Here is a 25,805-nt window from a genome sequence, read left to right as displayed (position 1 = left end):
GTGCGTCATCCCCAGGGGTCCTGCCCCTTGCGCAGGGCGACATAGTCGCCGTGCGGACAGGTGAGCAGTTCCTCAAAGCTCAGCGGCGCAGAAACCTCGATGGCGCCGTTGTCATGCAGCATGGGCTTCAGATAACGCACCACGAAATTCTCTTTGACCAGCAAGTCCCACATGTCCCTGACGGCGGCCTTGTAGTCCTCGTTGCCATGGTCATAGGCATAACCGGACCACTCGAAGATGATCTTGCATCGCGGAGAGCGGCTGATCAGATTTCTGGCACCCACGAGTACAAAGGGCTCGGCCTGTTCTACATCGCAGTGAATGAGGTCTGCCGTCATGCCGGCAGTGATGTCATCCAGCGCCAGCGACTGCACCTTGAAGAAATTGAGCAGCCCGCGCGAGGGATTCCAGCGGCCATCCGCTTCAAGCAGATGCGGCAGGGCATCAGGCGTCCAGAAAGGAGTGCCGGTCTGGACAGCAGAGGCTTCCACGTCGTGACGGATGTGGCCTCCACCAATGTACTGATAGTCAAAGGTGAAATCGAACTCGGCACCGGAATGCAGATAGGCCGCGCGGTTATAGGCCGTCACGCGGTCGACGATGCCTGCCCACAGAATGGTCTTCATCAGAATGCTGAAGACATGCGGATTGGCCTCAACCGACACCACTTTGCCGCCTGAACCCACGATCCGGGCACCGAGGCAGGTGAAATAGCCAAAGTTCGCCCCGACATTCACATAGGTCTCGCCCGGCCGCAGCAGTTCCTGCACCAACCGCGTCGTCCAGGGCTCGTGAATACCGTCACGGACAATACCGATCGATACATCGACATTGTAACCCGGCACGACCACATGGCCATCCCAGTTGGTTCGCGCAAGGATCAGACCATTGCCCAGATACGTTGATTGCTTCACCGGATTTTCCACTTGCTTTCTCATGCAGACGAATATTTTTTGCAAATATTTCAAGACATCAGATCTCCACAAGCCCGCTCTGTATTAGCAGTCTCTTGCTGGTCAGAGTGTTGAGAAGAACCTGATTGTGCGAGGCACATACAAATGCCTCGTTTCGGGCAATAAAACTCTGCAACCGCTCCTGCGCCTTTTGATAGAAGTCTTGATCCGCCACACCGATCCACTCGTCCAGAAGCAGAAGATCCGAGGGCTCAACCGTATTGATCGCAAATTGCAGCCTTGTGATCATTCCGGGAGAATAGGTCGAAACCGGCATATCGAAGAAGTCACCAATCCCGGCGAACTCGTTGACATTGTCTTCAAATGAGGAGGGGGACATGCTCTTGATATCTAGAAGGCCATGCTGCAGCCTGGCGTTCTGCCGTCCTGTCAGGGTCTGTGACAGCCCGGCGCCTATATTGATCAGAGGGCGCACGCTGCCGTAATGCTCGATAGTGCCGGAGGCCAGGGGCAGCAGGCCACCTAGCAGCCGGAGAAGCGTCGTCTTGCCACTGCCATTTGAACCCGACACGCCAATCCGGTCACCCCGCCGGATCTCCAGCGATACCCGATCCAGCGCCCGCAACCTCCATTCGCCATTCCTCGCCCGGAAGATCCGCGGATCACCGGAGGATGGCCCGTGCTGGCGGAAGCCACGCAAAGGGATCTCGACCGTTGCCTCCACAAGCCGCACCACAACAGGCTGGACAGGCGCCACTCCGGCATTCATGCAAGCCACCCATAGACCATTGCCAGACGCTGACGTCGGTGCACGACACGGAGAAAGACAAGTCCCGCCACGACAAGTCCTGCACAGACAGCCAGCGGCGTCAGCGGCCAGGTGCCCTGAAGCACCGGCACACGCACCAGTTCCAACAGATGGAACACCGGGTTGAAGTCAGCCACCCAACGGTGGTCCGAAAAACGGTCCACCGTGTAGAACACCGGTGTCACGAGGAAGATCAGCAACAGGATCTGGGGAAGAAAACCTCTCAGGATCCGGAAGGTGTTGAACACGACTGTGAAGATCGGCGACCAGACGATAACGACCAGAACAGCCAGGATCATGCCTGTAAGAAAAGCCGGAATACTGACCTTTGCCAGGATTACAGGATTGACGATCGCGATGATACAAAATGCCGAAAGCATGCGTGCGCAGAGGCCCAGCACAAGGTCATAAGCGTCCACCATGTAAATGATCAGGCTCGACAGCTTTGGAAAGGCCAGATAGCGAGTGGCCCTTTCGCTGGCATTGGCCATCCGGCCGATGCTGGTGGACAGGGTCTGCCAGATGGCGAAGGACACGCCAAAATAGGGAATGAAATCCTCGACCGGCTCGCCAAAGACGATGGACATGACCGTTCCAAGGACAGCCATATGCAACGCTGTAGAAATAAACGGTCCTGCAAGCCCCAGCCCGGTCGAGCGTCGGGCGTCGGCCATTTCAGCCATATAAAGCATGCGCGCCACGCGGCGCTGGCGGAACGCCAGCACAATGTCCTCGGCCAAGCTGCGCTCGATCCAGAGCGAACGGCGACGGGACTGCTCAGGTACTATCGCGGCCGGACAGCCACCCCCTCCACCGTCATTAGCAGCAGGCACGCGATCAGTCATCTTTCCCCGCCAGTTTACGTATAAATGGCTCGATACTGTCACTCGGCATCTCGAAGCTGGCCTTGTAGACAGCCCGGTTCGTCTCGACGGTATAGGACTGCGGCAAGCCCGGCGGCGGCGACTCTGCCACACTGATAATCCGCTGCGCCAGCTCTAGATAATTACCAATATCAAAGAAGTTTAGCCGCCCCGGATTGTACCTTTCATACTGCAGAAAGGCCTTATTGCGCGCACAGACAATCCTTGCTCCGACATCATTAGCAATAGCCAGAGGGCCGGATGAACTCTGGCCAACTTCCTCATACGGCAACACCACGATATCGCAAAGCTGGATGGCAGACGCAAACTCATCGTCGCGCACGGCACCCATGAAATGCACCCTCTGCGAAATATCACACATCCCGGACATCAACCGTTGCAAGGTCGCGGAGCTGTCGATGTGGAGATTTACCTGCCCCTCGAACACACCCTTCTTCTTGCTCGCAGCCATCGCCCCGAAGTCATCAGTGACCAGATCCATGACCTTCTCCAGATAGGGATGAACAGAATATCCCTTACGAATGTCATTGGGGTGCAGCCCGCCGAACACCATCAGATGGTAGTTGCCGGGAAGGCGGCGGAGCGCCTGGATCGCTGTATGGATACCTTTGTAGGGGCTGATGAAGCCAAAAATACCCAACACCACCGGCCTCACCTCTGCCTTGAGCGCAGCCGGTAGATTGACCCTGGTGCGCGGCGGTATGAGTTTGCCGGTGCCACCATAGAAGGCGAGGGGATGGTCGAACACACGGTCAAGGCCATAGATCAGCTTGTGACTGCGGGCATCTCGCCGCGTGTGGAAGATTACAGAGGTTTTCGCCCGTTTCTGTCGCCTGGCAAGGCTTCTCATGACCGGATGCCCCAGCTCCCGGCCAACACGCATCTCGTGGAGAATTTCAAAGAAGCCTCGACGGTCAAGATGACGCACGGCCCTAGCCAGATCGCGCGCGCCGCGCCCGCCTACTGGCAGCACGGTGTGGAAGGTAACAGTCAGTGGTTTGCCATGCCGAACCAAACTCTCGAAACGACGGAAGATATCCGCAGGCGTCGCGCCCAGAGTGCCGTGTTCCAGCTGAATGTTCACGACATCAAACGCCGGAAGCTTGCTGACAATCTCCGCAATCAACTCATCGCCAAGTCTACGGATCGATCGCATGGTGGAGCGCAAGAGGTACTGGTCAAGATCAAAAACGGTAACGTCATAATCCTGCTGTAGCTGCCTGACGAGAGCCTTCGTGTATCCGGCGATCCCGCAAAGATCATCATATGTCGATATAATCGCCAACTTCTGCAAGAAAATCACTCCATCCTTGATCTTGTCAGCTTTTGCTTGGCTACAGAGCTTGAACTCCAGCGCAACAAATAGCAAATTCACCAATCCAGTACTGTACGCATTTCAAGCCGCTGACTAGCAAAAATCCTCACTCAAGCCACGCTAGGTCGGTCCATACCGCAGGATTTTCAGAACTCAGTCAGCGCCCATTGTGAGATAAACCCTCAGCAGCCGCTCCCGGCGAGAACTGTTTGCTAGGAGCAACTCATTCTAATGCAGAGCCGTCCTTGAGGATAACAAGCTTCTATACAAATCCATATGGGCATCCACCATCCTCTCCAATGTGAAATGCTGCCGAAATCGTTCCTCCGCCTGCCGCCCCATCTTGGCAGCCACCGCAGGGTTCTCCTAGGGAAACTGTATCGCCTCAGGCAGCGCGACCAAATCTCCAGGCGGAACCACGAGCCCGGTTTCCCCGGCAATATTGATATAAGTCGTGCCCGTTCCGATCTCACTCGATATCATTGGTTTTCCGTGCATGGCCCTTCCAGCAGCGACATACCAAGGCCTGGGAACGCAGTTAGGAAGGAAAGACGATACCTTGACAAAGACGCAGAAGATACATCTTACCCATGTCCGAGATGTGGCCGAGAAAATGCACATTTGTTAAACCAAGCTGCTCTGCCTGTACCTTCAATTGCCGCTCAATAGGACCTGCCCCTGCTATAACCACTGGGAAACTGACGTACCGCGCGGCTTCGAGAAGGATATGCAAGCCCTTGTAGTAGCGAAGAACGCCAATGAAGAAGAAGAAACGGGAGCCAACTTTCTCCCGCCAATACAGATTATGAGTTGAGCCGGGAGCGTCCGTATCGGCACCCCTAGTAAACACCTCGGCCAAGCAGAGAGGTCGCAGCACTGCACTTTCAGCGCTGGCGAGTTCGACTGGTGGGACATGTGGATATGAAGCCGTATCAGCTTCGCTATGGTTTGCTTCCTGTTCCGTGGGCATGGAATTAAGCTAACTTGGTATTGTGGTGAGCCACTTGGACTGAAATGGCCGGGGCCGGAACACAAAGGGTTTCTTCAACAGTTTTGGGCGCTAACCTGCATTATGAGGTTGGCGACTTTCAAGGACCCGCGGTGGCAGGGAATGCGGCGATGCGGATTGCAGTTGACGCCAGAAATTTGATTCGCGCGCGCTCCGGTATCGCTCGCTCCATCGAGAATGCGGTTGTGGCGCTGTCCGGTCGTGTGCGCGAAATTCATCTGTGTTTGCCGGATGAGCTTCATGTGGATTTCGCGCATCTGAGTAGGCTATCCAACATCCATATCCATGTGATTCGCCGTCCTTCCATTCTTGGCCGTGTCTGGTGGAGCAGTTTCGATCTGCCGGAGTTATTGCGCAAGATCCAGCCTTGCGTCTTCTGGGGGCCGGCGCACAAGCTGTCTGCGGCCGCAGCGGTGGTCGCGCCAAGTGTGTTGACCATCCATGACCTTGTGTGGAAATTCGCACCTGAAACTATGCCATTGCACCGCCGGCTGGGGGATAGGATCATGACTGGCCGGGCCATTATGCATGCTGCTCAGATCATCGCGGTGTCCGTGCGCACGGCGGCCGATCTGAACGCCACATTTCCGAAAACCCGGGGCAAAACCATAGTAGTACCGAATATCGTTCGCCCGCTTCCTGTGCCAGAGAGCAAAGCCAGTCTTGCTGCATTGGGAATCGATAGGGCGTTCTGCCTCTTTGTGGGCACCATCGAGCCACGCAAGAATTTGCCGCGTGCCATCCGCGCTTATCTCAGCTTGCCGGACGGACTTAGGCAGCGGTTTCGCCTTGTCATTGCCGGTGGCACAGGCTGGAAAAGCGAGGAGCTGCAGCAGTTACAGGTACTCCATCGCGAAGAGATGCTATGGCTCGGCAATGTCAGCGAGCAGCGCCTTGCGACGCTTTACGCCCATTGCAGTTTTGTAGTGATGCCCTCACTGTACGAGGGGTTCGGCTACCCTGCTATTGAGGCTAAACAGTTTGGCAAGCTGTTACTTACTTCGCATGACTCGCCCATGGCCGACCTTGCCGGCCCCGGCACCGTTCTGGTCGACCCTCTGGACGAAGGGTCTATTGCGGCGGGTTTCGAGGCGTGTATGCGGAGATTTGGCCGAGTTGACCCGCTTGGGCTTCAAGTCCAAGCCTCGTGTTTTCACATTGACGCCGTTTCATCAGCTTTGATGGAGGTGTTTATGAAGACCAAAGCCTGCGGTTTCCCCAGTAACTAAGAAAACTCTGAAAAAGACCTCCAGATTTTGGAAAAATACCCGGACGCCACCCGCCTAGTTTTCCGATGAAGCAGATCTCCTTCGCCGATGCTGAGTATGCCTGCAAGCGTAAACAAACCCGACATGAGCGTTTTCTGATCGAGATGGATCGGGTGGCGCCGCGAAAGGGCTTGATTGCCTTGGTCGTGCCGCATTAACCGAAGGGTGAAGGCGGCCGGCCGTCATAACGGTTGATGGCCATCTTCCGTTTGCACCTGATGCAGAACTGGTTCGGCTACAGCGATCCGGCGATGAAAGAGTCGCTCTACGAGACCACCATTTTGCGCCAGTTTGCGGGGCTGGGACCGGAGCATATCCCGGATGAAACCACTATCCTCAATTTCCCTCGGCTGCGGGAGAAGCACGACCTGGCGGCGGGGATTCTGGGCGTTCAATGACCACCTCGACAACCGCGGGCTCCTGCTGCGTCAAGGCACCATCGTCGATATTCAGTGGAAGCAAAGCACGACTGATCGGTGGTTTGTAGTCGAGGCTGGCATGCGGCCTGTGCCAGTTGCAGTGATGCGGCCAGCCTGGCAAGTCCGCGGCTCTCTGCTCGGAGCTGTCGCAGCTGCGGGCGTAGGCCCACTCACGCAACGTCGTCTGGATGAAGCGCTCGGCCTTGCCGTTGGTGCGGGGCGTATAGGGTCTGGTACGGATATGCCGTAGCCCAAGGCGAGCACATAAGCGGCGGAACGCCCGGGAACAGTGGCAGGCCCCGTTGTCTGTCATGACCCGCCGGAAACGGGTGCCCAGACCATGGTAGTAACGCAGGGCCTGCAACAAGGCCTGACAGGCGCTGGTGCCGCGCTCGTCCGGGTGCAGGCTGGTGAAGGCCAGCCGGGACGCGTCGTCGATGGCCACATGCACGAACTCCCAGCCGGCACCATCGGAGCACTGCTGGCGGTCGCCGGTGACCAGGCCTCCAGAAGCGGCCGAGCTTCTTGATGTCCAGGTGCAGAAGATCGCCGGGGTGGCGTATTTGTAGCGCACCACCATATGAGCCGGTTCCAGCTCGGCCAACCGATGAAAGCCGGCCTGTTTGAGATGGCGGGCGACGGTACTGATGGCGAGGCCGAGCAGCTGGGCGATCTGCCGGTAGGTCTTGCGCGAGCGGCGTAGCGCGATCAGTTGCTCGATCATGACGGTTGCCGTGGCATGCGGACATGAGTGCGGGCGCGAGGAGCGATCCACCAAGCCGGCTGCGCCCTCCTCACGAAAGCGCCTGAGCCACTTGTAAGCGGTGCGGACACTGACTCCGGGCGGCTTGCGCCGCCTCCTCGACCTGCAGGCCGTTGAGCATGCGCTGCATCAGGAAGGCTCGACCGCGAGGGGTGTGACGGGCATGTTTAGCAGGCTCATTCGAGGCTCCTGGAATGCTTGGCTGGTCGCACTTCCAGTTTTCCGGGTAAGCCCGGGATGAACAACCTACTGAGAGATCACAGCTAGCTGAGCATCAGAACTCGCCCGGCGCGGCCGCCTGCCCTAGGGACGCGAGGTATTCCTCGTAGAAACCTAGGGCGGCCAGGTTCTTGTCCTTGGCCTCGATCATGATGTCGTGTCGAAGCGCGGCAGGAAGCCGAGTGCATAGGCGTTGGTCCAGCGGTTCCACATCTGCAGGCTATGGCCGTAGAGGTCGCGCCGGGGCATGACCTCCAGCAGCGTGTCCATTTCCAGCTTGCGGTTGGCGTCGAAGCCCACTTCCTGCAGGCGCTCCGTCGGCTGCGAGCAGTGCATGGTCGGGCGCACGCCGCGCCAGCTGTCGAGGATGCGCGCGATGCGTGGGTCGTCCGAGGCGATGTAGTCGCCTTCGTTGATCCAGCAGTGATGGATGTCCAGCACGACGGGGGCGAGGTCGGCCAGTTGCAGGCAGTCATCGACGCCGTAGGTCTTCTCCTCGTTCTCGAAGGTGATGCAGTGGCGCGCCTCGGTCGACAGCCGCGGCCAGACCGCACGGATGCCCTCCCCGCCGAGGCGGCCGGCGATGTGCACGTTGCATTTGAAGTCCTGGAAGCGAACGCCGTAGCCCATCATGCGGATCATGTCGACGTGGTACTCGAATTCGGCGAGGCTGTTTTCCACTACGGTCGGTTTGTCCGAACCCAGTACGCAGTACTGACCGGGATGGAAGGACAGACGAATGTCCGCCTGCCGCGCCAGCGCGCCGATGGCGGCGAAGCCTTCCTCCAGAATGCGCACGACGGCGGGGTCCCGGTAGAACGCCTGGCCGCGCGGATGGCTGTAGAACGGCAGCAGATCGCTGCTCAGGCGCAACATGTGCAGGGTCGCGGGTAGCCCGGCCACATATTCCAGCAGGCGCAGCTGCGCCTGGAGGTTATGGGCGACGATGTCCAGCAGCTTGTCGCGGGCCACCTGCGGCGAAACTCCGTCCATCCAGCGCAAGGTCGTGGTGCGCGGGTTGAAGCCCGCTTCGATCACCTTCAGCTCGGCGGCCGAAAGCTCGCGGACGGGATGTCGGAACTGGCAGGCGAAGCCGATTCGCGGGTGAGTCATGTCGAACCCGCGATGAGGCTCACGACCCGCGCGCCTTCTGTACGGATGCGCTCTTCCGGCGCTCGGCGACCATCGGGTAGACCCGCTCGCCGGCGTAGGAGCCGTCCGCGTTGTAGATGGCCACCGAGGCGGTCTGGCCTTCGAGGAAGCGGCCGACGATGCGCAGGATCTCCACCTTGCTGCCGGAGAACCGGCAGGCGCGTTCCTCGCCGTCGCGGACCAGTTCCCAGCCATTGGCCGCGCGTCTTACCGAATAGCGATCCATGCTCGTCAACTCAGCACGGGATTCGAGTGGGCGTATTCGGGGTACTCACGCGCCTCCTCGAGGGTGTCGTCGCGGGTGAAGATCTTCACCGAAGCGGTCTTGCCGTCCAGGTAGGCCGGCAGCTCGGCGAGCATTTCTTCCTTTGTCAGGGTGCGCAGCACTGCGTCGTCGGAGCCTTCCGTGGCCATTTGCCAGCCCATGGGGGTCGGGGTGATGTGATAGGTGGTCATGGCGAGCCTCCGGGGGTTTATGAGTAGAACGTCCCGATGCGCCACAGGTTTCGTTGCTGTCGTGCAACGCCGACGACAGGCCATCCGGCGTGGCATTTGCCAGGCATGCCGCGCTCCCGGACACTAGCCCGACCTGGGCGAGCGACCGCGAGCGCCCTTCCACCGGACCACGGAGCGCAGATGAGCAACGGCAAACAGGCAGCAACCCCGGACGCCCTCTGGGTGCAAATGTGCGAGGCCGCCGGCCTCGATCCGCAGAAGCGCCTGGACGCGCGCAACGCGATCCTCGACAGCCCGCAGGCGCTGGACTGCACGGTCTATCGCCCGGATCAGAACGACCTCGATGCCGAGGAGGAAGACCTCGGCGATGCGCGCATCCTTTTGCTCGGTGCCTTCGAGGCGCCGGCCGACTGGAGCGCCGCCGAGCGGGCGGAGTTCTACGACGACGCCGACCCGCAGGCATTCTTCGAGGCGCTGATCGAGTGCGAAGCCAAGCCGGCGTCGAAGGCGTTCTTCATCGCCGAGGCTGGCGACTACGCCGCGGTGATGTCGCCGGCCGGAAAGGTGCAGATGTATTACCTGCTGGAATCCGAAGAAACCGACGAAGGGCTGCGCTGCGTGCTGCTGCGCGACGACGAGCTGGACGCCTGAGACCGGCGGTGACGGGCGGCGCGCCGGTCAGGCGACGTTGAAGCGCAGCTCGAAGCGGATGCGCCGCGTGCCGTCCTGGCTGACGCTCACCGAGCCGCCGTGCAGGCGCATGATCGCCGCGACGATGGCCAGGCCGAGGCCGTTGGACTCACCGCCCTGGCGCGCCAGGTCGGCGCGGTAGAAGCGATCGAACAGCCGCTCCAGTTGGCCGGGATGCAGCGGCGAACAGCCGTTCTCCACCTGGATCAGGCAGGCGCCCTTCTCTTCCCGCACGCGGATGAGGATTTCGCTGCCGGCGTCGGCATAGCGGATCGCGTTGGCCACCAGGTTGCTCAGGGCGCGGCGCAGCAGCATCGGATCGGCGCGCAGGCGGCCACCGCCTTCGTGGCGCAGCTGCAACTGGCGTTCGTCGGCGAGGCCCTCGAAGTAGGCGACGATGCGCTGGATTTCCTCCTCCAGCTCCAGCTCGCGCAGGTCGAGAACCGCCTGGGCGTCGTCGGCGCGAGCGAGGAACAGGATGCTTTCGACCATCCGCGCGATGCGCTCCAGCTCGTCGAGGCTGGAGGCCAGCACGCCCTGATATTCGTCGACGCTGCGTGGCTGCTGCAGGGTGACCTGGGCGGTGCCCATCAAGGAGCCGACCGGCGTGCGGATCTCATGGGCGAGATCGGCGGAGAACTGGGTCAGCCGTCGATAGCCGTCGTCCAGGCGCTCGAGCATGGCGTTGAAGGCCTGGCTCAGTTGGCTCAGCTCCACCGGCGTGTCGGCCAGTTGCAGGCGGCTGTGCAGGCGCGCCGGGGTTATAGCCGCAGCCTGTTCGGCGATCCGCCGCAGCGGGCGCAGGCCGCGGCGCAGCAGCAGGAAGCCGAGCGCCGCGGTGAGCAGGAAGGCCAGCACCACCGCCGCGCCGATGCGCCAGCGGAAGGTTTCCAGCATGGCCATTTCCTTGACCAGCAGGTGCGCGGCGGTGATCCGCACGTCGCGCCCGTCCAGTTGCACCCGCGCCTGGGCGGCGCGCAGCGGAACATCGCCGGGGGCCACGCCGCTGCGTACGTCGGCGAGGCCCAGCGGCTCGCCATCGGCCACCGCCTGCAACGCCGGCAGCGCGGCGCCCCGCGGGTTCACGTTGATCAGCGGCGGCTGGCCGGCCTCGCCGATGAGGAAGATGTCGTCTTCCGCGCCAAGCATGTTCTCCACCAGCTGCGGGCTGGCCTGCAACTGTTCAAGGCTGAGGTCGTAGTGCAGCAGCTTGCGGAAATGATCGAGACGGGCGAGCACCCCGTAGTCGCTGCGCTGCAGCAGGGTCGCCTGCAGCGAGTGGTAGAGGTACATGCCGGCACCGCCGACGGTGAGCATCGCCACCACGGCGAAGGCCAGGCTGGCGCGCAGGGTCAGCGAGGGCTGGCGTCGCACGGGCGCACCTCGCAGAGGTAGCCGATGCCGCGCACGGTGTGGATCAGTTTGCTTTCGTAAGGGTGGTCGACCTTGGCGCGCAGGCGCTTGATGGCGACGTCGACGACGTTGGTGTCGCTGTCGAAATTCATGTCCCAGACCTCGGAGGCGATCTGCGCGCGCGACAGCACTTCGCCCTCGCGGCGCAGCAGCAGATGCAGCAGGGCGAACTCCTTGTTGGTCAGGGTGATCGGTTGGCCCTGGCGGGTCACGCGGCGGCGCAGCAGGTCCAGTTCCAGGTCGGCGAGGTGGAAGTGGTCGGCCTCGCGCACCACGCCGCGGCGCAGCACGGTGCGGATGCGCAGCAGCAGCTCGGTGAAGGAGAACGGCTTGACCAGGTAGTCGTCGGCGCCCAGTTCCAGGCCGCGGATGCGGTCCTGCAACTGGTCGCGCGCGGTGAGGAAGAGTATCGGCACGTCCTGCTTCTTGCGCAGCACCTCGATGATCTGCCAGCCGTCGATGCCGGGCAGCATCACGTCGAGGACGATCAGGTCGTAGCGCTGCTCCAGCGCCAGGTGCAGGCCGTCGGCGCCGTGCTGCGCCCAGTCCACCTGATAGCCGGATTCGCCGAGGCCCTTCTTCAGGTACTCACCGGTGCGGGTGTCGTCTTCCACCAGGAGGATGCGCATCAGCGCGACACCTGTGCCGGGGCCGGGCGGGTGCCGCGCAGTTTCTTCAGCAGGCGGCTCGCCGGCGGCAGGCGCAGCGCCAGCAGCAAGGCGCCGCAGCTGAAGTAGACCAGCCACAGGCCGATGTCCGAGCGGACGATCCAGAGCATGTGCAACAGCGCCAGGCCGAGCACCGCGTAGACCAGCCGATGGAGTTTCTTCCAGCGCGCGCCGAGGCGCCGCATGCTCGCCCGATTGGAAGTCAGCGCCAGCGCTAGCAGACCGCTCCAGGCCAGCGCGCCGACGATGATGTATGGCCGCTTGCGCAATTCGACGGCGAGCTGGGTGAAGTCCAGGCCGAGGACGAACAGCAGGTAGGCGACCAGGTGCAGGCAGGCGTAGGCGAAGGTCCAGAGGCCGAGCTGGCGGCGGATGTGCGCCCAGCCGGACCAGCGTGTGGCCCATTGCAGCGGCGACAGGCAGAGCGTCAGCAGCAGCAGGATCAGCGCGCCCTGGCCGAGACGGTCGAGCAGCACCTTGCCCGGGTCCGGGCCGAGGGTGTTGCTCAGCGCCTGATAGAACCAGACCAGCGGCGGGATCAGCGCGGCGAGGAACACCCCGCCGCGCAACAGGGGTTGGCGGATCATCAGTAGTACTTCGCCAGGTCCATGCCCTGGTAAAGGCTCGCGACCTCGTCGCCGTAGCCGTTGAACATCAGCGTGTCGCGCACATTGGGGCTGAACAGCCCGCTGGGCAGCCGGCGCTCGCGGGCCTGGGTCCAGCGCGGGTGGTCGACCTGCGGATTGACGTTGGCGTAGAAGCCGTACTCGTTGGGGGCCAGGTTCTGCCAGGTGGTGTAGGGCTGCTCCTCGACGAGGCTGATGCGCACGATCGACTTGATGCCCTTGAAGCCGTACTTCCACGGCACCACCAGGCGCAGCGGCGCGCCGTTCTGGTTCGGCAGCACACGGCCGTACATGCCCACCGCGAGGATCGTCAGCGGGTTCATCGCCTCGTCCATGCGCAGGCCCTCGCGGTACGGCCAGTCGATCAGGCCGAAGCGGGATTTTTGCCCGGGCATGTGTTCCGGGTCACTAAGCGTCTCGAAGGACACGTACTTCGCCTTGCTGCTCGGCTCGGCGCGCTTGAGCAGATCGCCCAGCGGGAAGCCGAGCCAGGGGATCACCATCGACCAGGCCTCGACGCAGCGCATGCGGTAGATGCGCTCCTCCAGCGTGTGCGGCTGGACCAGGACTTCCAGGCTGTACTGCCCCGGCTTGCCGACCGCGCCGTCGATCTTCACCGTCCAGGGCTCGGTCGGCAGGCCGCCGGCATTGGCGGCGGGGTCGCCCTTGTCCGGGCCGAACTCGTAGAAGTTGTTGTAGTGGCTGGCATCCTGGAACGGCGTGATGCTCTCGCCCGCCACCTCCATCGCCTTCCAGCGCGCGCCGTCGAGTTTCTGCGCGAACCAGCCCGGCGGATTGCCGGGCTCGACGCCCTCGTAGCCGGAAGCCGGCGCCTGCGCCCAGGCCGGCAGCGCGGCACTGCCGAGCAGCGCGGCACCGGCGCCCATGAAACGGCGCCGCGACAGGTAGACCGACTCCGGAGTGATCTCCGAGGAATCGCAGCGCGAACGCGGTGGAATTCGGATCAGCATGCAGGCCTCCTCGGTGAAAAACCGGGTCTCGGAATCAATCGGACGACAGCGCCGCGCGAGGGTTCGGCGCGCTGTCCCGTGGGCCGATTCTAGCCGGGCGGGTCTGCCGCGTCGGTTACATTTTTGTCATCCGCGGGTCATCTTCGCGACCCTTGCCGCGACCGAGGATGGCAGGGTCAATCCGACGCCATGAGGACATCCCATGCACAAGAAACTCCTGCTCGGTTCCGCCTTCGGCCTGCTCTTCGGCGCCGCCGTACTAGTCCAGGCCGCCGACATGAAAGTGGTCAAGCCGATGCGCGGCACCATCGACAGCGTGCAAGCCGACACCCTGAACTTCACCAGCCGCAGCGGCCAGAAGCAGAGCATCGCGCTCACCGAGAAGACCGCCCTGCGCGCCGTCTCCAAGGCCAAGCTGGACGACATCGCCGCCGACAGCTTCGTCGGCTCCGCCGCCACGCCGCAGCCCGACGGCACGCTGAAGGCGTTGGAGGTCACGGTATTCGAGGCCAGCCTCAAGGGCTCCGGCGAAGGCCACTACGGCTGGGAGAACGCCGACGGCAGCACCGGCACCATGACCAACGGCACCGTCGGCGCGCTGAAGAAGGCCAACGGCCGCACCCTCACCGTGCAGTACAAGGGCGGCGAGAAGCAGCTGGTGGTGCCCGAAGACGTGCCGATCGCCTACGTCGAGCCGGGCGAGCGCAGCCAACTGGTGCCCGGCGCGAAGATCGTGCTGTTCCCCACCCCGGACGGCAAGAACGCCGCCGCCATTGCCATCGGCAAGGACGGTTTCACCCCGCCGATGTAATCCGCCGCCCGCGCGGCCACGCCTTGCGCGTGGCCGCCCCCGCCACGGGAGACGCCCATGAGCACCCGACGCATCCACGCCTGGCCGGTGCGCCTGACGCACTGGCTGAACGCCTTCGGCATGTTCTGCATGATCAGCAGCGGCTGGGGCATCTATAACGCCTCGCCGCTGTTCGGCTTCCATTTTCCCGCCTGGTCGACCCTCGGCGGCTGGCTCGGCGGCTCCATCGCCTGGCACCTGGCGGTGATGTGGCTGCTGGTGATCAACGCCTTCGCCTACCTGCTGTATGGCGCGTTGAGCCGGCACTTCGCCCGCGACCTGCTACCGCTGAGCGTCGGCGCGGTGCGCCGCGACCTGTTCGCCGCGCTGCGCCTGAAACTTCACCATCGCCTCGGTCACTACAACGCCGTGCAGCGACTGTCCTACTGGCTGGTGCTGGCGCTCGGCGTGCTGGTGGTGCTTTCCGGCCTGGCGATCTGGAAGCCGGTACAGCTGCACGGGCTGGCCAGCCTGTTCGGCGGCTTCGACAGCGCGCGCTACGTGCATTTCTTCGCCATGGCCGGCATCGCCGCCTTCATCGTCCTGCACCTGACCCTGGTGATGTTGGTGCCGAGCACCTTGCCGCCGATGATCACCGGCGGCCGGAGGGAGAATTCCCATGAGTGAACGCAAGAACGCCCCGCCGAAGCTGGAGCCGGCACAACAGACGCAAGTCGTGAACCTGCAACGCCGCCTGCTGCTGCGCTCGGGCCTGAGCCTCGGCGCGCTGGCGATGCTGGGCGGCTGCAACCTGCAGGATGGCGACCAGGTCGACAAACTGCTCTGGAGCATGTCGCGCTGGAACGACCGGGTGCAGGCCTGGCTGTTCAGCGGCCAGCGCCTGGCGCCGACCTACGCGGCGACGCAGATCACCGAGCCCTTCCCGTTCAACGCCTTCTACGCCGAATACAACGTGCCGGAGATCGACCTGGACGGCTATCGCCTGGAGGTTTCCGGGCTGGTCGAGCGCAAGCAGCCCTGGACGCTGCAGGCGCTGCGCCAGTTGCCGCAACGCAGCGACATCACCCGGCTGATCTGCATCGAGGGCTGGAGCGCCATTGGCCAGTGGGGTGGCGTGCCGCTGCGCACCTTCCTGGAACGGATCGGCGCGGACACCACGGCGAAGTACGTCGGATTCAAGTGCGCCGACCGTTACTACTCCTACCTGGACATGCCCACCGCGCTACATCCGCAAACGCTGCTGGCGCTGGACTTCGGCCAGGTCGCGCTGCCGCCGGACTACGGCTACCCGCTGCGCGTGCGGGTACCGACGAAGCTCGGCTTCAAGAACCCCAAGCACATCGTCGAGCTGTTCGTCAGCAACCAGAACCCCGGCGGCTACTGGGAAGACCAGGGCTACAACGGCTTCAGCGGCATCTGAAGAATCACTTGTCCTTGGACTTGACCGGCGGGTCGTAGGAGGTCTTCGGGTCCTTCGGCTCGCCGTCGGCGATCGGCCCGCCGGCGCCGTCGTTCGAGGTGGTTTCGCCGTTCATTTCCGAGCCGCTGGCGGGCACCGAAGGCGTGCCGCTGCTGGAGCCGCTGCGCGGACTCTCCACCTGCGGTTCGCCGTCCTTGCCGGTGCCCATCGCACCGGAGCCGACCGAACCGGGGTCGCTGGCGGCGACCTGCGCGTAGAGCACGGGCGCGGCGCCCGACTCGCGGGCCTGGACCGAGCCGATACAGGCGAGCGTGGTCGCCAGACCGAGGGACAGCAGCATCGAATTCTTCATCGGGCACCTCCACGAAAAACAGGCTTGCCCTGCATTGGGCAGCTGCGCCGCAAACAGGTGCCGACAAACGGCGAGCGGCTGACCGACGGTGCTCAAGACCGCGCCATTACTGGGCCACGATGTGGCTTTTTGCGATCGTATAGCTAGCATTGCAGGCCTTTGGCCATAAAAGTGCCCGCTCTATAGGAACCTTGTTTCCGCGCCTGAGGTCATTAAAACCGACCGCTAGTCACATTGACGCAGCCAGCCTGCGACTTCGCTTGACGGTAACAACCCCTACTCAATAAACCTCTCTCCAGATACCTGGACCGACTTCGAATGCAGGGAATAGCGCATGAAGATTCTAATCATCGGCAACATGGGATATGTCGGACCGGCCGTCGTACGCGAACTCAGATCGCAACACCCGGACGCCATCATCAACGGCTTCGACAATGGGTATTTCGCCCATTGCCTGACCGGCGCGCAAACCCTTCCTGAACACCTTCTCGACCAACAGTTCTACGGCGACGTTCGCGCGATCGGCGTCGAACAGCTCGAGGGCTACGACGCCGTCGTGCAGCTCGCGGCCGTTTCCAACGACCCCATGGGCGACCGCTTCGCCGCGGTGACCCACGCGATCAACCAGGAAGCCAGCGTCACCGTCGCCAAGGCAGCCAGCCGCGCCGGCGTGCGCAACTTCGTGTTCGCCTCCAGCTGCAGCGTCTACGGCATCGCCGAAGGCGGCCCGCGCAAGGAAACCGACCCGGTTTCGCCGATCACCGCCTACGCCAAGTCGAAGATCGGCACCGAGCGCGAGCTGGCCGACCTCGACGGCGAAATGGTCATCACCTGCCTGCGTTTCGCCACCGCCTGCGGCATGTCCGATCGCCTGCGCCTGGACCTGGTGCTCAACGACTTCGTCGCCTGCGCGCTGAGCCAGGGCAAGATCACCGTGCTCAGCGACGGCTCGCCGTGGCGCCCGCTGATCGACGTGGTCGACATGGGCCGCGCCATCGACTGGGCCATCCAGCGCCCGGCCGACAACGGCGGCCGCATCCTCAACGTCAACGTCGGCTCGAACGCGCGCAACCAGCAGGTTCGCGACTTCGCCCACGCCGTCGCCGCCGCCGTGCCGGGCACCACCGTCAGCATCAACACCGATGCGCCGGCCGACAGCCGTTCCTACCAGGTGGACTTCGGCCTGTTCGAGTCCCTGGCCCCCAACCACCAGCCGGTGATGACGCTGGAGCGTTCCATCGCCGGGCTGATCGAAGGCCTGACCCGGATGAAGTTCGCCGATGCCGACTTCCGCACCTCGCCGCTGGTGCGCCTGCACGTGCTGCAGGGTCACATTGCCGAGAAGCGTCTGTCCGAGGACCTGCGCTGGCAGGCCAATAGCTGACCCATAGCGTCATTCCACCCACGTATACAGAAAAGGAGTTCCGGCTATGAAGGTCGCACTTTTTGCAGGCGGTTTCGGTACCCGATTGAGCGAAGAAACCAGCGTCAGGCCCAAGCCGATGGTCGAGATCGGCGGTCGCCCGATCCTCTGGCACATCATGAAAATGTACGCCGCCCACGGCATGCGCGACTTCGTCGTGCTGGGCGGCTACAAGGTCGAGTACATCCGCGACTATTTCCTCAACTACCGCGGCTCGCGCACCGACTTCACCATCGACCTGAAGAGCGGTGGCGTCGAATGGCTGCAGGCGACCACCGAAGACTGGCGCGTCACCGTGCTCGACACCGGTGCCGACAGCATGACCGGCGGCCGCCTCAAGCGCGCCCGCCACCTGCTCGGCGACGACACCTTCTGCCTGACCTACGGCGACGGCGTCAGCGATGTCGACATCACCAAGCTGATCAAGGCGCACCGCGAGTCGAACAAGTGGTGCACCCTCACCGCGGTCACCCAGCCGGGCCGCTACGGCGCCCTGCGCCTGAGCGAAGACCTGAGCAACGTCGAGGCCTTCCGCGAGAAGGGCGCGGCCGACGGCGGCCTGATCAACGGCGGTTTCTTCGTCTGCGAGCCGGAAGTCTTCGACCTGATCGACGACGACCAGACCGTCTGGGAGAACGAGCCGATGGATCGCCTGGTCGCCCAGGACAAGCTCGGCAGCTATCACCACAGCGGTTACTGGCAGAGCATGGATTCCCTGCGCGACAAGCAGGTGCTCGAGGATACCTGGGCGAAGGGCGCCCCGTGGAAGACCTGGTCCAACTGAAGTCGGGCCGCGATCCGGCGTGCCGGCCTGCCGCTTTTGCAGCAGCCCGGCACGCCACGGATCCTGAGCCGGTTTTCGAGACCGAACTTCCCTTCCAACCGTTTGGAGATACCCGATGATTATCGTTGACACTGCCCTGGCCAAACGCGAGGCCGCGGGCAAACCTATCCGTGTGGGCATGATCGGGGCCGGTTTCCAGGCCATGGGCATCGGCCTGCAGATCCTCAAGACCACGCCCGGCATGCAGCTGTGCGCGGTCGCCAACCGCAACCTGGAAAAAGCCGCGGGCGTGTTCGGCCAGGCCGGCCTGGTGGCGACCCCCTGCGACAGCCAGCACGCGCTCGAGAGCATGATCGCCGCCGGCCGCCCGGCAATCACCGAGGACGCGGTGGCGCTGGCCCGGGCCGAAGGCCTGGACGCCATCATCGAAGTCACCGGCTCGGTCGAGTTCGCCGCCCACGCAGTGCTCGCCGCGCTGGAAACCGGCAAGCACGTGGTGCAGATGAACGCCGAGCTGGACGGCACCATCGGCCCGATCCTCAAGGTCAAGGCCGACCAGGCCGGGGTGATCTACACCTTCTCCGACGGCGACCAGCCGGGCGTGCAGATGAACCTGCACCGCTTCGTCGCCGGCATCGGCGTGAAGCCGGTGCTGTGCGGCAACATCAAGGGCCTGCATGACCCCTACCGCAACCCCACCACCCAGGAAAGCTTCGCCAAGCGCTGGGGCCAGAAGCCGGCGATGGTCGCCTCCTTCGCCGACGGCACCAAGATTTCCTTCGAGCAGGCCATCGTCGCCAACGCCACCGGCATGACGGTGGCACGCCGCGGCATGCTCGGCCCGGATTTCTCGGGTGGCGATCCGGGTGCCCCGCTGACGCCGATCGAGCAGACCGTCGCCGCCTTCGAGCCGCACCTGGACCCGAACGGTCCCGGCATCGTCGACTACGTCGTCGGCGCGCGCCCCGGCCCGGGCGTTTTCGTTCTTGGCACCCTCGACGACCCGCGGCAGAAGCACTACCTGGAGCTCTACAAGCTGGGCCCGGGCCCCTACTACTGCTTCTATACGCCGTACCACCTGTGCCACTTCGAAGTGCCGACCTCGGTGGCGCGCGCGGTGCTGTTCGATGACCCGGTGCTGACCCCGCGCGGCGGCCCGAGCGTCGGCGTGATCGCCCTGGCGAAGAAGGACCTGGCCGCCGGCGAACGCATCGAGGATTTCGGCGGTTACGAAGTCTACGGCGTGGCCGAGAACATCGATGTCGTCCGCCGCGAGAACCTGCTGCCGATCGGCCTGGCGCTCGGCTGCACGCTGGCCCGCCCGGTGGCGAAGGACACTCCGCTGACCTTCGACGACGTGGTCATTCCGGAAGGTCGCCTGATCGATCACCTCTACGCCGAGCAGGAACTCCTCTTCGGCCGCTGATTCCCCGAATTGAATGCACAGGACGCACGCATGATCTTTCACGAAACCAAACTGAACGACGCCTTCCTCATCGAACTGCAGCGGCGCGGCGACGAGCGTGGCTTCTTCGCCCGCACCATGTGCAAGGAAGAGTTCGCCGCCCACGGCATGCAGACCGAATACGTGCAGCAGAACATGTCGGTATCCGCCGACCGCGGCACGTTGCGCGGCATGCACTACCAGATGAAACCGGTGGGCGAAGCCAAGCTGATCCGCTGCGTACGCGGGGCGATCGTCGACATCATCGTCGACATCCGCGCCGAATCCTCCACCTACCTGCAGCATCAGGCGTTCGAGCTGAACGAAGACAACAAGCACGAGCTGTACGTGCCGCCGGGCTTCGCCCACGCGTTCCTGACGCTCACCGACAACGTGGAAGTGACCTACCTGGTGTCGTCGCCCTATACGCCGAGTGCCGAGCGCGGCCTGCGTTACGACGACGAGCGCCTGGGCATCAGCTGGCCGATCCCGGTCACCACCCTCTCCGAGAAGGACGCGGCCTGGCCGTTGATCGCGGAAAGGACCGATCCACTCTACTGAGTGCGACGAGGCGCCGGAGCTTCCGGCGCCCGGTTGTCCCAGGCGGCAATCGACAAACGAAAAAAGCGGCCCGAAGGCCGCTTTTTTCGTATCTGCGAATCGCCCGTTACGGCACCGCCGCGACCTCGCCGCTTTCGTAGACGACGCTCTCCGGACGTGCCACCGACGTCGAGCGTCCCATCAGCCGCGAAGTCACGCCCAGGTTCTCCAATGGAGAATCCGCCGCTTCCACGACCGGGGAAAAGTTGAAACTTTCCATCAATCCCTGGAACACGATGTAGGCCTTGTTCAATTGTCCGGAGAAGACGAACTGCCGGATCAAACGAAGCTGGCGCAAGCGACACTTCAACAATGCGCGGGCACCGCGATACTTCGCAGCGACATAAAGCTCGTTGCGAATGAAGTGCCGATGATAATTGAGGCGGGTTGCATTAGTTTCGGTGCGAATGCTCAGCGCACCACTGGTCTGGCGCAGGTGCTGAACTTTGCTGTTGCCCACCATGTAACCCGGAACATCGCGGGTCATGCGCAGGGTATATTCGGTGTCTTCGCCCCAGATGAACATCTGCGCGATCGGCAGGCCATGTTTTTCGATGGTCGCCCGCGGCACGAGGATCGACACGAAGGTGGCGCGGGAAACCGGCGCCAGACCATGCTCGAGGAGCATCGGCCAGCCTTCGTAGGCGATGGCATTAAGGCGCTGATCGATGCTCGGGGTATTGGTCATCAGACCGGTTTCGGTGCGCGCGGTGGAGAGCAGGAAGGCGTGATCCACGCGCTTGGCGTCGAGCAGCGACTCCGCGTCCATCAGGCGCTCCAGGGCGTCATCGTCGGGAATCACGTCGTCATCCATCATCCAGACGAAGTCGGCGCCGGCCTGGTAGGCAATGCGGAAACCGGCGCTGAAGCCGCCTGCCGCGCCGATGTTGTTCGACAGGATATGGACTTCCATTCCGGGAAAACTGCCGTCCATCAGCATGCGCTCGGTGCCATCGGTGCTGGCGTTGTCGATGACGATCACGCCATCGCACGGCCGCGACTGACGGTAAACCGCCTCGAGGCACTGCTTGAGCAAGGTTTGACGGTTATAAGTGAGGACGACGGCGTATACACGCATGACATTTCTCCTTCCTTAGATGCATCTTTAATTGTCGAACAATCTCTATCTGTCCTGAAGTATCTTCTCATGAGCAATTTCGCCTACACAGCGAGCGAGAATCGAAACTATCGATCACTCTGCGGTGAAATCCTTCAGGCTTATACTTCAAGATGCGAGTTTTTTGACGGCTTAAAACTTTTCGTCACTCGCGGATCAATTGAAACGACATGAATATCGCCATGATGGCAATCTGTTAACTGTGACCTTTCGGTTCACCCAAACGATCCCTCGAAAATTGGTGAATTAGAGCGGTGGCGACGAAAGGCGGCTTTTGGCCACTAATCACCCAAGTCGGATAATCCACGCCAGAAAAAAGTCGAACGGCATCGGAAAATCGAATCGGTAATCCCCGTAAAAACGCCCAGGTTCCGACAGACGGTGCGGAGCGCGGTAGACGGCTGCCGCCGTTGCCGAACTTGCGCCCGTACCGTACTGCCGACACTCTATAGGGCTAGAACGACAGGACTCATCCATGCGGATTCTGGTTACCGGCGGCGCGGGTTTCATCGGCTCGGCGCTGATTCGCCACCTCATGCAGCACACCGGGCATCAGGTACTCAACGTCGACAAGCTGACCTACGCCGGCAACCTCGAGTCGCTCAGGGAAATCGACGGCAACCCGCGCTACGCCTTCCTCCACGCGGACATCGGCGATGCCGCCGCGATGGCGAGCGCCCTCGCGGACTTCGCGCCCGATGCGGTGATGCACCTCGCCGCCGAATCCCATGTCGACCGTTCCATCGACGGCCCGACCGCCTTCATCCAGACCAACATCGTCGGCAGCTACGTCCTGCTCGACGCCTGCCGCGCTTACTGGCAGACGCTGCCCGAGCCGCGCAAGTCGGCCTTCCGCTTCCACCATATCTCCACGGACGAGGTGTACGGCGACCTGCACGGCGCGAACGACCTGTTCCGTGAAACCACGCCCTACGCGCCGAGTTCGCCCTACTCGGCGAGCAAAGCCGCCTCGGACCACCTGGTGCGCGCCTGGCAGCGCACCTACGGGTTGCCGGTGCTGATCACCAACTGCTCGAACAACTACGGGCCCTATCACTTCCCCGAGAAGCTGATCCCGCTGGTGATCCTCAACGCGCTGGAAGGCAAGCCGCTGCCGGTGTATGGCAACGGCCAGCAGGTGCGCGACTGGCTGTTCGTCGAGGATCACGCCCGCGCGCTGCTCACCGTGGTGAGCCAGGGCAAGGTCGGCGAGACCTACAACGTCGGCGGCCACAACGAGCAGAAGAACCTCGACGTGGTGCGTGCCATCTGCGCGCTGCTGGAAGAGCTGGCGCCGAGCAAACCGGCGGGGCTCGCACGCTACGAAGACCTGATCACCTACGTCAGCGACCGTCCGGGCCACGACCTGCGCTACGCCATCGACGCCGGCAAGATCCAGCGCGAGCTGGGCTGGGTGCCACAGGAAACCTTCGCCAGCGGCCTGCGCAAGACCGTGCAGTGGTATCTGGACAACCTGGACTGGTGCCGGCGCGTGCAGGACGGCAGCTACCAGCGCGAGCGCCTCGGCGCCATCGACCCAATCAAGGAACACCCATGAAAGGAATCATCCTCGCCGGCGGCTCCGGCAGCCGGCTGCACCCCATCACCCTCGGTGTGTCCAAGCAACTGCTGCCGATCTACGACAAGCCGATGATCTACTACCCGATCTCGGTGCTGATGCTCGCCGGCATCCGCGACATCCTGATCATCTCAACGCCGCAGGACCTGCCGAACTTCCGCAAGATGCTCGGCGACGGCGCGCAGTTCGGGGTGAGGTTCCAGTACGCCGAGCAGCCGTCGCCGGATGGCCTGGCGCAGGCCTTCCTGATCGGCGAGGACTTCATCGGCGACGACTCGGTGTGCCTGATCCTCGGCGACAACATTTTCCACGGGCACCGTTTCACCGAGCAGTTGCTGCGCGCCGCCGCCCACCCGAGCGGCGCGACGGTGTTCGGCTACTGGGTGAAGGACCCGCAGCGTTTCGGCGTGGTCGAGTTCGATGAGCAGGGTCGCGCGCTGTCCATCGAGGAGAAGCCAGCCGAGCCGAAGTCCAGCTACGCGGTGACCGGGCTGTATTTCTACGACAACGACGTGATCGAGATCGCCAAGGCGGTCAAGCCGTCGCCGCGTGGCGAGCTGGAGATCACCGACATCAACAATGCCTACCTGCAGCGCGGCGACCTGCGCGTCGAACGCTTCGGCCGCGGCTTCGCCTGGCTCGACACCGGCACCCACGACAGCCTGCTGGAAGCCTCGCAATACGTGCAGACCATCGAACATCGCCAGGGCCTGAAGGTGGCCTGCCTCGAGGAAATCGCCTTCCAGCAGGGCTGGATCGACCGCGAGCGCCTCCTCGATCAGGCGCGGATTTTCGGCAAGACCGGTTACGGCGAATACCTGTACAAGCTGGAGAAGGAGAGCCGATGAACGTCATCCCCACCGAGCTGCCCGATGTGCTGGTGCTCGAACCCCGGGTCTTCGGCGACGAGCGCGGGTTCTTCTTCGAGAGCTTCAACGCCCGCGCCTTCGCCCAGGCCACCGGGCTGACGCCCGAGTTCGTCCAGGACAACCACTCGCGCTCGGCGCGGGGCGTGCTGCGCGGGCTGCATTACCAGATCAGCCAGGCACAAGGAAAACTGGTGCGCGTGGTCGCCGGCGAAGTGTTCGACGTCGCGGTCGACCTGCGACGCGGCTCGCCGACCTTCGGCCGCTGGACCGGCGTGCACCTGAGCGCCGACAACAAGCGGATGATGTGGGTGCCGGAAGGCTTCGCCCACGGTTTCCTGGTGCTCAGCGAGAGCGCCGAGTTCCTCTACAAGACCACCGACTACTACGCCCCGGAGCACGAGCGCTGCATCCGCTGGGACGATCCGCAGCTGGCCATCGACTGGCCGCTGCAGGAGGCGCCGCAATTGTCCGCCAAGGACCGCAACGGCGCCTCGTTCGCCGACGCCGAGCTGTTCCCGTGAGGATTCTGCTGATCGGCCGCCACGGCCAGGTCGCCCGGGCGCTGCAGCGCAGCCTCGCGCCACTGGGCGAGCTGAGCGTGCTCGGCAGCGAGCAACTGGACCTGCAGGACGTCGACGCGCTTCGCCGCGAAGTGCGCGCCCTGCGACCGGCACTGATCGTCAACGCAGCCGCGCACACTGCGGTGGACCTGGCGCAGAGCGAGCCGGACAAGGCCTTCGCGATCAACGCCACGGCGCCCGGCGTGCTCGCCGAGGAAGCCGCGGCGCTGGGCGCGGCGTTGATCCACTATTCCACCGACTACGTGTTCGACGGCCGCAAGCCCGCGCCCTACCTGGAAAGCGACGCGCCCAATCCGCTCGGCGTCTACGGCCAGAGCAAGCTGGCCGGCGAACGGGCGGTCCAGGCGGCGGGCGGCGAGCACCTGATCCTGCGCACCAGCTGGGTCTACTCGACCCAGGGGCGCAACTTCCTGCTGACCATGCAGAAGCTGCTGGCCGAGCGCGACGAACTCAAGGTGGTGGACGACCAGATCGGCGCGCCGACCTGGGCCGATTCCATCGCCGAGGCCACCGCGGCGCTGGTCCGCCGCTGGCAGGCGGGCACGCCCGGCGCCTGGGGCCTGTATCACTTCAGCGCCGGCGGCGAGACCTCCTGGTTCGGCTTCGCCCAAGCCATCGCCGCGCACCTCGCCACGCAGAATCGCCTGCGCGCGATGCTGCTGCCGATCCCGTCGAGCGACTACCCGACCCCGGCGCCGCGGCCGTTGAACTCGCGGCTCGACTGCACGCGGCTGCAGCGCGAATGGGGCGTCTCGCTGCCCGACTGGCGCGCAGCGCTGGCGCAGTGCCTGGCCGACAGCCCCACCTGAGCGCAGGGTGCGCCATGCGCACCACAAGTTTCCTGCCTCCCCGGTGCGCGCGGCGCACCCTACGGATATTCGGGCCTGCCGCCGGCGCGTAGGGTGCGCCATGCGCACCACAAGCCCCTGCTTCCCCGGTGCGCGCGGCGCACCCTACGGATATTCGAGCCTGCCGCCGGCACGTAGGGTGCGCCATGCGCACCACAAGCTCCCTGCTTCCCCCGGTGCGCGCGGCGCACCCAACGGATATTCGGGCCTGCCGCCGGCGCGTAGGGTGCGCCATGCGCACCACAGGCCTCCTGCCCCCCGGTGCGCGCGGCGCACCCAACGGATATCCGGGCCTGCCGCCGACGCGTAGGGTGCGCCATGCGCACCACAAGCCCCTGCTTCCCCGGTGCGCGCAGCGCAGCCTACGGATATTCGGGTCCGGCGCCCTGCTAGAATGCCGCC

At 63.6% G+C, this 25,805-nt stretch carries 26 protein-coding genes and 3 pseudogenes; 14 read left to right on the top strand and 15 right to left on the bottom strand.

The window, feature by feature from the left end:
• Positions 1-5: 5 nt before the first annotated feature.
• The 5 genes from B2X67_RS00400 to B2X67_RS00380 form a co-directional block, all read right to left on the bottom strand.
• Positions 6-968, bottom strand: a complete 963-nt coding sequence (locus B2X67_RS00400; protein ID WP_286784269.1) for an FkbM family methyltransferase — start codon at positions 966-968, stop codon at positions 6-8.
• A 4-nt stretch (positions 969-972) separates the two neighbouring features.
• Positions 973-1,683: an ATP-binding cassette domain-containing protein gene (locus tag B2X67_RS00395; protein ID WP_273230544.1), complete on the bottom strand. Its 711-nt coding sequence runs from the start codon at positions 1,681-1,683 to the stop codon at positions 973-975.
• On the bottom strand, positions 1,680-2,567 hold the full coding sequence (locus tag B2X67_RS00390) for an ABC transporter permease (RefSeq protein WP_286784268.1): 888 nt from the start codon (positions 2,565-2,567) through the stop codon (positions 1,680-1,682). The genes B2X67_RS00395 and B2X67_RS00390 overlap by 4 nt, the downstream gene beginning before the upstream one ends.
• Positions 2,560-3,981 (bottom strand): hypothetical protein, encoded by a 1,422-nt coding sequence (locus B2X67_RS00385; protein ID WP_286784267.1) that lies wholly within the window; start codon positions 3,979-3,981, stop codon positions 2,560-2,562. The genes B2X67_RS00390 and B2X67_RS00385 overlap by 8 nt, the downstream gene beginning before the upstream one ends.
• Positions 3,982-4,459: 478 nt before the next feature.
• Positions 4,460-4,891 (bottom strand): glycosyltransferase, encoded by a 432-nt coding sequence (locus B2X67_RS00380; RefSeq protein WP_286784266.1) that lies wholly within the window; start codon positions 4,889-4,891, stop codon positions 4,460-4,462.
• A 149-nt stretch (positions 4,892-5,040) separates the two neighbouring features.
• Between B2X67_RS00380 and B2X67_RS00375 the strand changes: the two genes are divergently transcribed.
• Both B2X67_RS00375 and B2X67_RS00370 read left to right on the top strand, forming a co-directional pair.
• Positions 5,041-6,159 (top strand): glycosyltransferase family 4 protein, encoded by a 1,119-nt coding sequence (locus B2X67_RS00375; RefSeq protein WP_286784265.1) that lies wholly within the window; start codon positions 5,041-5,043, stop codon positions 6,157-6,159.
• Positions 6,160-6,224: 65 nt separating this feature from the next.
• A pseudogene (locus B2X67_RS00370) lies at positions 6,225-6,645 on the top strand (transposase); the annotation flags it as partial.
• Positions 6,646-6,723: 78 nt separating this feature from the next.
• Here B2X67_RS00370 and B2X67_RS00365 read toward each other — a convergent pair.
• The 4 genes and pseudogenes from B2X67_RS00365 to B2X67_RS00350 all read right to left on the bottom strand — a co-directional run.
• Positions 6,724-7,419: pseudogene (locus tag B2X67_RS00365) on the bottom strand (DDE-type integrase/transposase/recombinase); the annotation flags it as partial.
• A 235-nt stretch (positions 7,420-7,654) separates the two neighbouring features.
• Positions 7,655-8,712 (bottom strand): annotated as a pseudogene (locus tag B2X67_RS00360) (UV damage endonuclease UvsE).
• A 19-nt stretch (positions 8,713-8,731) separates the two neighbouring features.
• A complete protein-coding gene (locus B2X67_RS00355; RefSeq protein WP_282344715.1) occupies positions 8,732-8,977 on the bottom strand; it encodes a DUF2188 domain-containing protein in 246 nt (81 codons plus the stop codon).
• 5 nt (positions 8,978-8,982) lie between these two features.
• Positions 8,983-9,207 (bottom strand): DUF2188 domain-containing protein, encoded by a 225-nt coding sequence (locus B2X67_RS00350; protein WP_273230529.1) that lies wholly within the window; start codon positions 9,205-9,207, stop codon positions 8,983-8,985.
• Between the two features lie 228 nt (positions 9,208-9,435).
• Between B2X67_RS00350 and B2X67_RS00345 the strand changes: the two genes are divergently transcribed.
• Entirely contained in the window at positions 9,436-9,858 is a 423-nt protein-coding gene (locus B2X67_RS00345; protein WP_286784336.1) for a hypothetical protein, read from the top strand.
• Between the two features lie 27 nt (positions 9,859-9,885).
• Here B2X67_RS00345 and B2X67_RS00340 read toward each other — a convergent pair whose 3' ends face one another.
• The 4 genes from B2X67_RS00340 to msrP are packed head-to-tail and all read right to left on the bottom strand — an operon-like array spanning position 9,886 to position 13,575.
• A complete protein-coding gene (locus B2X67_RS00340; protein WP_286784264.1) occupies positions 9,886-11,271 on the bottom strand; it encodes a heavy metal sensor histidine kinase in 1,386 nt (461 codons plus the stop codon).
• Entirely contained in the window at positions 11,250-11,939 is a 690-nt protein-coding gene (locus tag B2X67_RS00335) for a heavy metal response regulator transcription factor (RefSeq protein WP_286784263.1), read from the bottom strand. Before B2X67_RS00335 ends, B2X67_RS00340 begins: the two co-directional genes overlap by 22 nt.
• Positions 11,939-12,562 (bottom strand): protein-methionine-sulfoxide reductase heme-binding subunit MsrQ, encoded by a 624-nt coding sequence (gene msrQ, locus B2X67_RS00330; protein WP_286784335.1) that lies wholly within the window; start codon positions 12,560-12,562, stop codon positions 11,939-11,941. Before msrQ ends, B2X67_RS00335 begins: the two co-directional genes overlap by 1 nt.
• Positions 12,563-12,564: 2 nt before the next feature.
• Positions 12,565-13,575, bottom strand: coding sequence for a protein-methionine-sulfoxide reductase catalytic subunit MsrP (msrP, locus tag B2X67_RS00325; RefSeq protein WP_286784262.1), 1,011 nt, complete (start codon positions 13,573-13,575; stop codon positions 12,565-12,567).
• Between the two features lie 202 nt (positions 13,576-13,777).
• On the opposite strand from msrP, the gene B2X67_RS00320 reads away from it, so the two are divergent.
• Genes B2X67_RS00320 through B2X67_RS00310 form a run of 3 tightly spaced genes read left to right on the top strand, consistent with a single transcriptional unit; the run spans position 13,778 to position 15,806 of the window.
• Entirely contained in the window at positions 13,778-14,386 is a 609-nt protein-coding gene (locus B2X67_RS00320) for a hypothetical protein (RefSeq protein ID WP_286784261.1), read from the top strand.
• Between the two features lie 57 nt (positions 14,387-14,443).
• Positions 14,444-15,052: a cytochrome b/b6 domain-containing protein gene (locus B2X67_RS00315; protein ID WP_286784260.1), complete on the top strand. Its 609-nt coding sequence runs from the start codon at positions 14,444-14,446 to the stop codon at positions 15,050-15,052.
• Positions 15,045-15,806: a molybdopterin-dependent oxidoreductase gene (locus B2X67_RS00310; RefSeq protein WP_286784259.1), complete on the top strand. Its 762-nt coding sequence runs from the start codon at positions 15,045-15,047 to the stop codon at positions 15,804-15,806. Before B2X67_RS00315 ends, B2X67_RS00310 begins: the two co-directional genes overlap by 8 nt.
• A 4-nt stretch (positions 15,807-15,810) precedes the next feature.
• On the opposite strand, the gene B2X67_RS00305 is transcribed toward B2X67_RS00310, so the two are convergent.
• A complete protein-coding gene (locus B2X67_RS00305; RefSeq protein ID WP_286784258.1) occupies positions 15,811-16,158 on the bottom strand; it encodes a hypothetical protein in 348 nt (115 codons plus the stop codon).
• 334 nt (positions 16,159-16,492) lie between these two features.
• Here B2X67_RS00305 and B2X67_RS00300 point away from each other — a divergent pair, with 334 nt between their 5' ends.
• The 4 genes from B2X67_RS00300 (at position 16,493) to rfbC (B2X67_RS00285) (ending at position 20,370) form a co-directional block, all read left to right on the top strand.
• On the top strand, positions 16,493-17,542 hold the full coding sequence (locus tag B2X67_RS00300; protein ID WP_090225517.1) for an NAD-dependent epimerase/dehydratase family protein: 1,050 nt from the start codon (positions 16,493-16,495) through the stop codon (positions 17,540-17,542).
• Positions 17,543-17,588: 46 nt separating this feature from the next.
• On the top strand, positions 17,589-18,365 hold the full coding sequence (gene rfbF, locus B2X67_RS00295; protein WP_090225516.1) for a glucose-1-phosphate cytidylyltransferase: 777 nt from the start codon (positions 17,589-17,591) through the stop codon (positions 18,363-18,365).
• A 115-nt stretch (positions 18,366-18,480) separates the two neighbouring features.
• Positions 18,481-19,791: an NAD(P)H-dependent oxidoreductase gene (locus B2X67_RS00290; RefSeq protein ID WP_286784257.1), complete on the top strand. Its 1,311-nt coding sequence runs from the start codon at positions 18,481-18,483 to the stop codon at positions 19,789-19,791.
• Between the two features lie 30 nt (positions 19,792-19,821).
• Positions 19,822-20,370: a dTDP-4-dehydrorhamnose 3,5-epimerase gene (gene rfbC / locus B2X67_RS00285; protein ID WP_273230512.1), complete on the top strand. Its 549-nt coding sequence runs from the start codon at positions 19,822-19,824 to the stop codon at positions 20,368-20,370.
• 106 nt (positions 20,371-20,476) lie between these two features.
• Here the strand turns inward: rfbC (B2X67_RS00285) and B2X67_RS00280 are convergent, their stop codons facing one another.
• Positions 20,477-21,487, bottom strand: coding sequence for a glycosyltransferase family 2 protein (locus B2X67_RS00280; protein ID WP_273230510.1), 1,011 nt, complete (start codon positions 21,485-21,487; stop codon positions 20,477-20,479).
• A gap of 514 nt (positions 21,488-22,001) precedes the next feature.
• Here B2X67_RS00280 and rfbB point away from each other — a divergent pair.
• The 4 genes from rfbB to rfbD are packed head-to-tail and all read left to right on the top strand — an operon-like array spanning position 22,002 to position 25,364.
• The gene (gene rfbB / locus B2X67_RS00275) at positions 22,002-23,084 is read left to right on the top strand and encodes a dTDP-glucose 4,6-dehydratase (RefSeq protein ID WP_286784256.1); all 1,083 of its coding nucleotides are present in this window, start codon (positions 22,002-22,004) and stop codon (positions 23,082-23,084) included.
• Entirely contained in the window at positions 23,081-23,953 is an 873-nt protein-coding gene (gene rfbA, locus B2X67_RS00270) for a glucose-1-phosphate thymidylyltransferase RfbA (RefSeq protein ID WP_286784255.1), read from the top strand. Before rfbB ends, rfbA begins: the two co-directional genes overlap by 4 nt.
• Positions 23,950-24,495 (top strand): dTDP-4-dehydrorhamnose 3,5-epimerase, encoded by a 546-nt coding sequence (gene rfbC / locus B2X67_RS00265; protein WP_286784254.1) that lies wholly within the window; start codon positions 23,950-23,952, stop codon positions 24,493-24,495. Before rfbA ends, rfbC (B2X67_RS00265) begins: the two co-directional genes overlap by 4 nt.
• Positions 24,492-25,364 carry a dTDP-4-dehydrorhamnose reductase gene (gene rfbD, locus B2X67_RS00260; protein WP_286784253.1) on the top strand — a complete coding sequence of 291 codons (873 nt, stop codon included), beginning with the start codon at positions 24,492-24,494 and terminating at the stop codon, positions 25,362-25,364. The genes rfbC (B2X67_RS00265) and rfbD overlap by 4 nt, the downstream gene beginning before the upstream one ends.
• Positions 25,365-25,805: the final 441 nt, after the last annotated feature.

Source organism: Pseudomonas sp. UBA3153, assembly GCF_002364635.1.
GTDB classification, from domain to species: Bacteria; Pseudomonadota; Gammaproteobacteria; order Pseudomonadales; family Pseudomonadaceae; genus Pseudomonas_O; species Pseudomonas_O kuykendallii.
The sequence above is the reverse complement of the archived record's forward strand: the minus strand, read 5'-3'. Positions and strand labels throughout refer to the sequence as shown.

What these genes read in the sequence shown, in the direction of transcription:
- B2X67_RS00395 (WP_273230544.1), bottom strand. Translation starts at nt 1,683, where the DNA reads ATGAATGCCGGAGTGGCGCCTGTCCAGCCTGTTGTGGTGCGGCTTGTG.
- B2X67_RS00390 (WP_286784268.1), bottom strand. Translation starts at nt 2,567, where the DNA reads ATGACTGATCGCGTGCCTGCTGCTAATGACGGTGGAGGGGGTGGCTGT.
- B2X67_RS00380 (WP_286784266.1), bottom strand. Translation starts at nt 4,891, where the DNA reads ATGCCCACGGAACAGGAAGCAAACCATAGCGAAGCTGATACGGCTTCA.
- B2X67_RS00375 (WP_286784265.1), top strand. Translation starts at nt 5,041, where the DNA reads ATGCGGATTGCAGTTGACGCCAGAAATTTGATTCGCGCGCGCTCCGGT.
- B2X67_RS00355 (WP_282344715.1), bottom strand. Translation starts at nt 8,977, where the DNA reads ATGGATCGCTATTCGGTAAGACGCGCGGCCAATGGCTGGGAACTGGTC.
- B2X67_RS00350 (WP_273230529.1), bottom strand. Translation starts at nt 9,207, where the DNA reads ATGACCACCTATCACATCACCCCGACCCCCATGGGCTGGCAAATGGCC.
- B2X67_RS00345 (WP_286784336.1), top strand. Translation starts at nt 9,436, where the DNA reads ATGTGCGAGGCCGCCGGCCTCGATCCGCAGAAGCGCCTGGACGCGCGC.
- B2X67_RS00335 (WP_286784263.1), bottom strand. Translation starts at nt 11,939, where the DNA reads ATGCGCATCCTCCTGGTGGAAGACGACACCCGCACCGGTGAGTACCTG.
- msrP (WP_286784262.1), bottom strand. Translation starts at nt 13,575, where the DNA reads ATGCTGATCCGAATTCCACCGCGTTCGCGCTGCGATTCCTCGGAGATC.
- B2X67_RS00320 (WP_286784261.1), top strand. Translation starts at nt 13,778, where the DNA reads ATGCACAAGAAACTCCTGCTCGGTTCCGCCTTCGGCCTGCTCTTCGGC.
- B2X67_RS00315 (WP_286784260.1), top strand. Translation starts at nt 14,444, where the DNA reads ATGAGCACCCGACGCATCCACGCCTGGCCGGTGCGCCTGACGCACTGG.
- B2X67_RS00310 (WP_286784259.1), top strand. Translation starts at nt 15,045, where the DNA reads ATGAGTGAACGCAAGAACGCCCCGCCGAAGCTGGAGCCGGCACAACAG.
- B2X67_RS00305 (WP_286784258.1), bottom strand. Translation starts at nt 16,158, where the DNA reads ATGAAGAATTCGATGCTGCTGTCCCTCGGTCTGGCGACCACGCTCGCC.
- B2X67_RS00300 (WP_090225517.1), top strand. Translation starts at nt 16,493, where the DNA reads ATGAAGATTCTAATCATCGGCAACATGGGATATGTCGGACCGGCCGTC.
- rfbF (WP_090225516.1), top strand. Translation starts at nt 17,589, where the DNA reads ATGAAGGTCGCACTTTTTGCAGGCGGTTTCGGTACCCGATTGAGCGAA.
- B2X67_RS00290 (WP_286784257.1), top strand. Translation starts at nt 18,481, where the DNA reads ATGATTATCGTTGACACTGCCCTGGCCAAACGCGAGGCCGCGGGCAAA.
- rfbC (WP_273230512.1), top strand. Translation starts at nt 19,822, where the DNA reads ATGATCTTTCACGAAACCAAACTGAACGACGCCTTCCTCATCGAACTG.
- B2X67_RS00280 (WP_273230510.1), bottom strand. Translation starts at nt 21,487, where the DNA reads ATGCGTGTATACGCCGTCGTCCTCACTTATAACCGTCAAACCTTGCTC.
- rfbB (WP_286784256.1), top strand. Translation starts at nt 22,002, where the DNA reads ATGCGGATTCTGGTTACCGGCGGCGCGGGTTTCATCGGCTCGGCGCTG.
- rfbA (WP_286784255.1), top strand. Translation starts at nt 23,081, where the DNA reads ATGAAAGGAATCATCCTCGCCGGCGGCTCCGGCAGCCGGCTGCACCCC.
- rfbC (WP_286784254.1), top strand. Translation starts at nt 23,950, where the DNA reads ATGAACGTCATCCCCACCGAGCTGCCCGATGTGCTGGTGCTCGAACCC.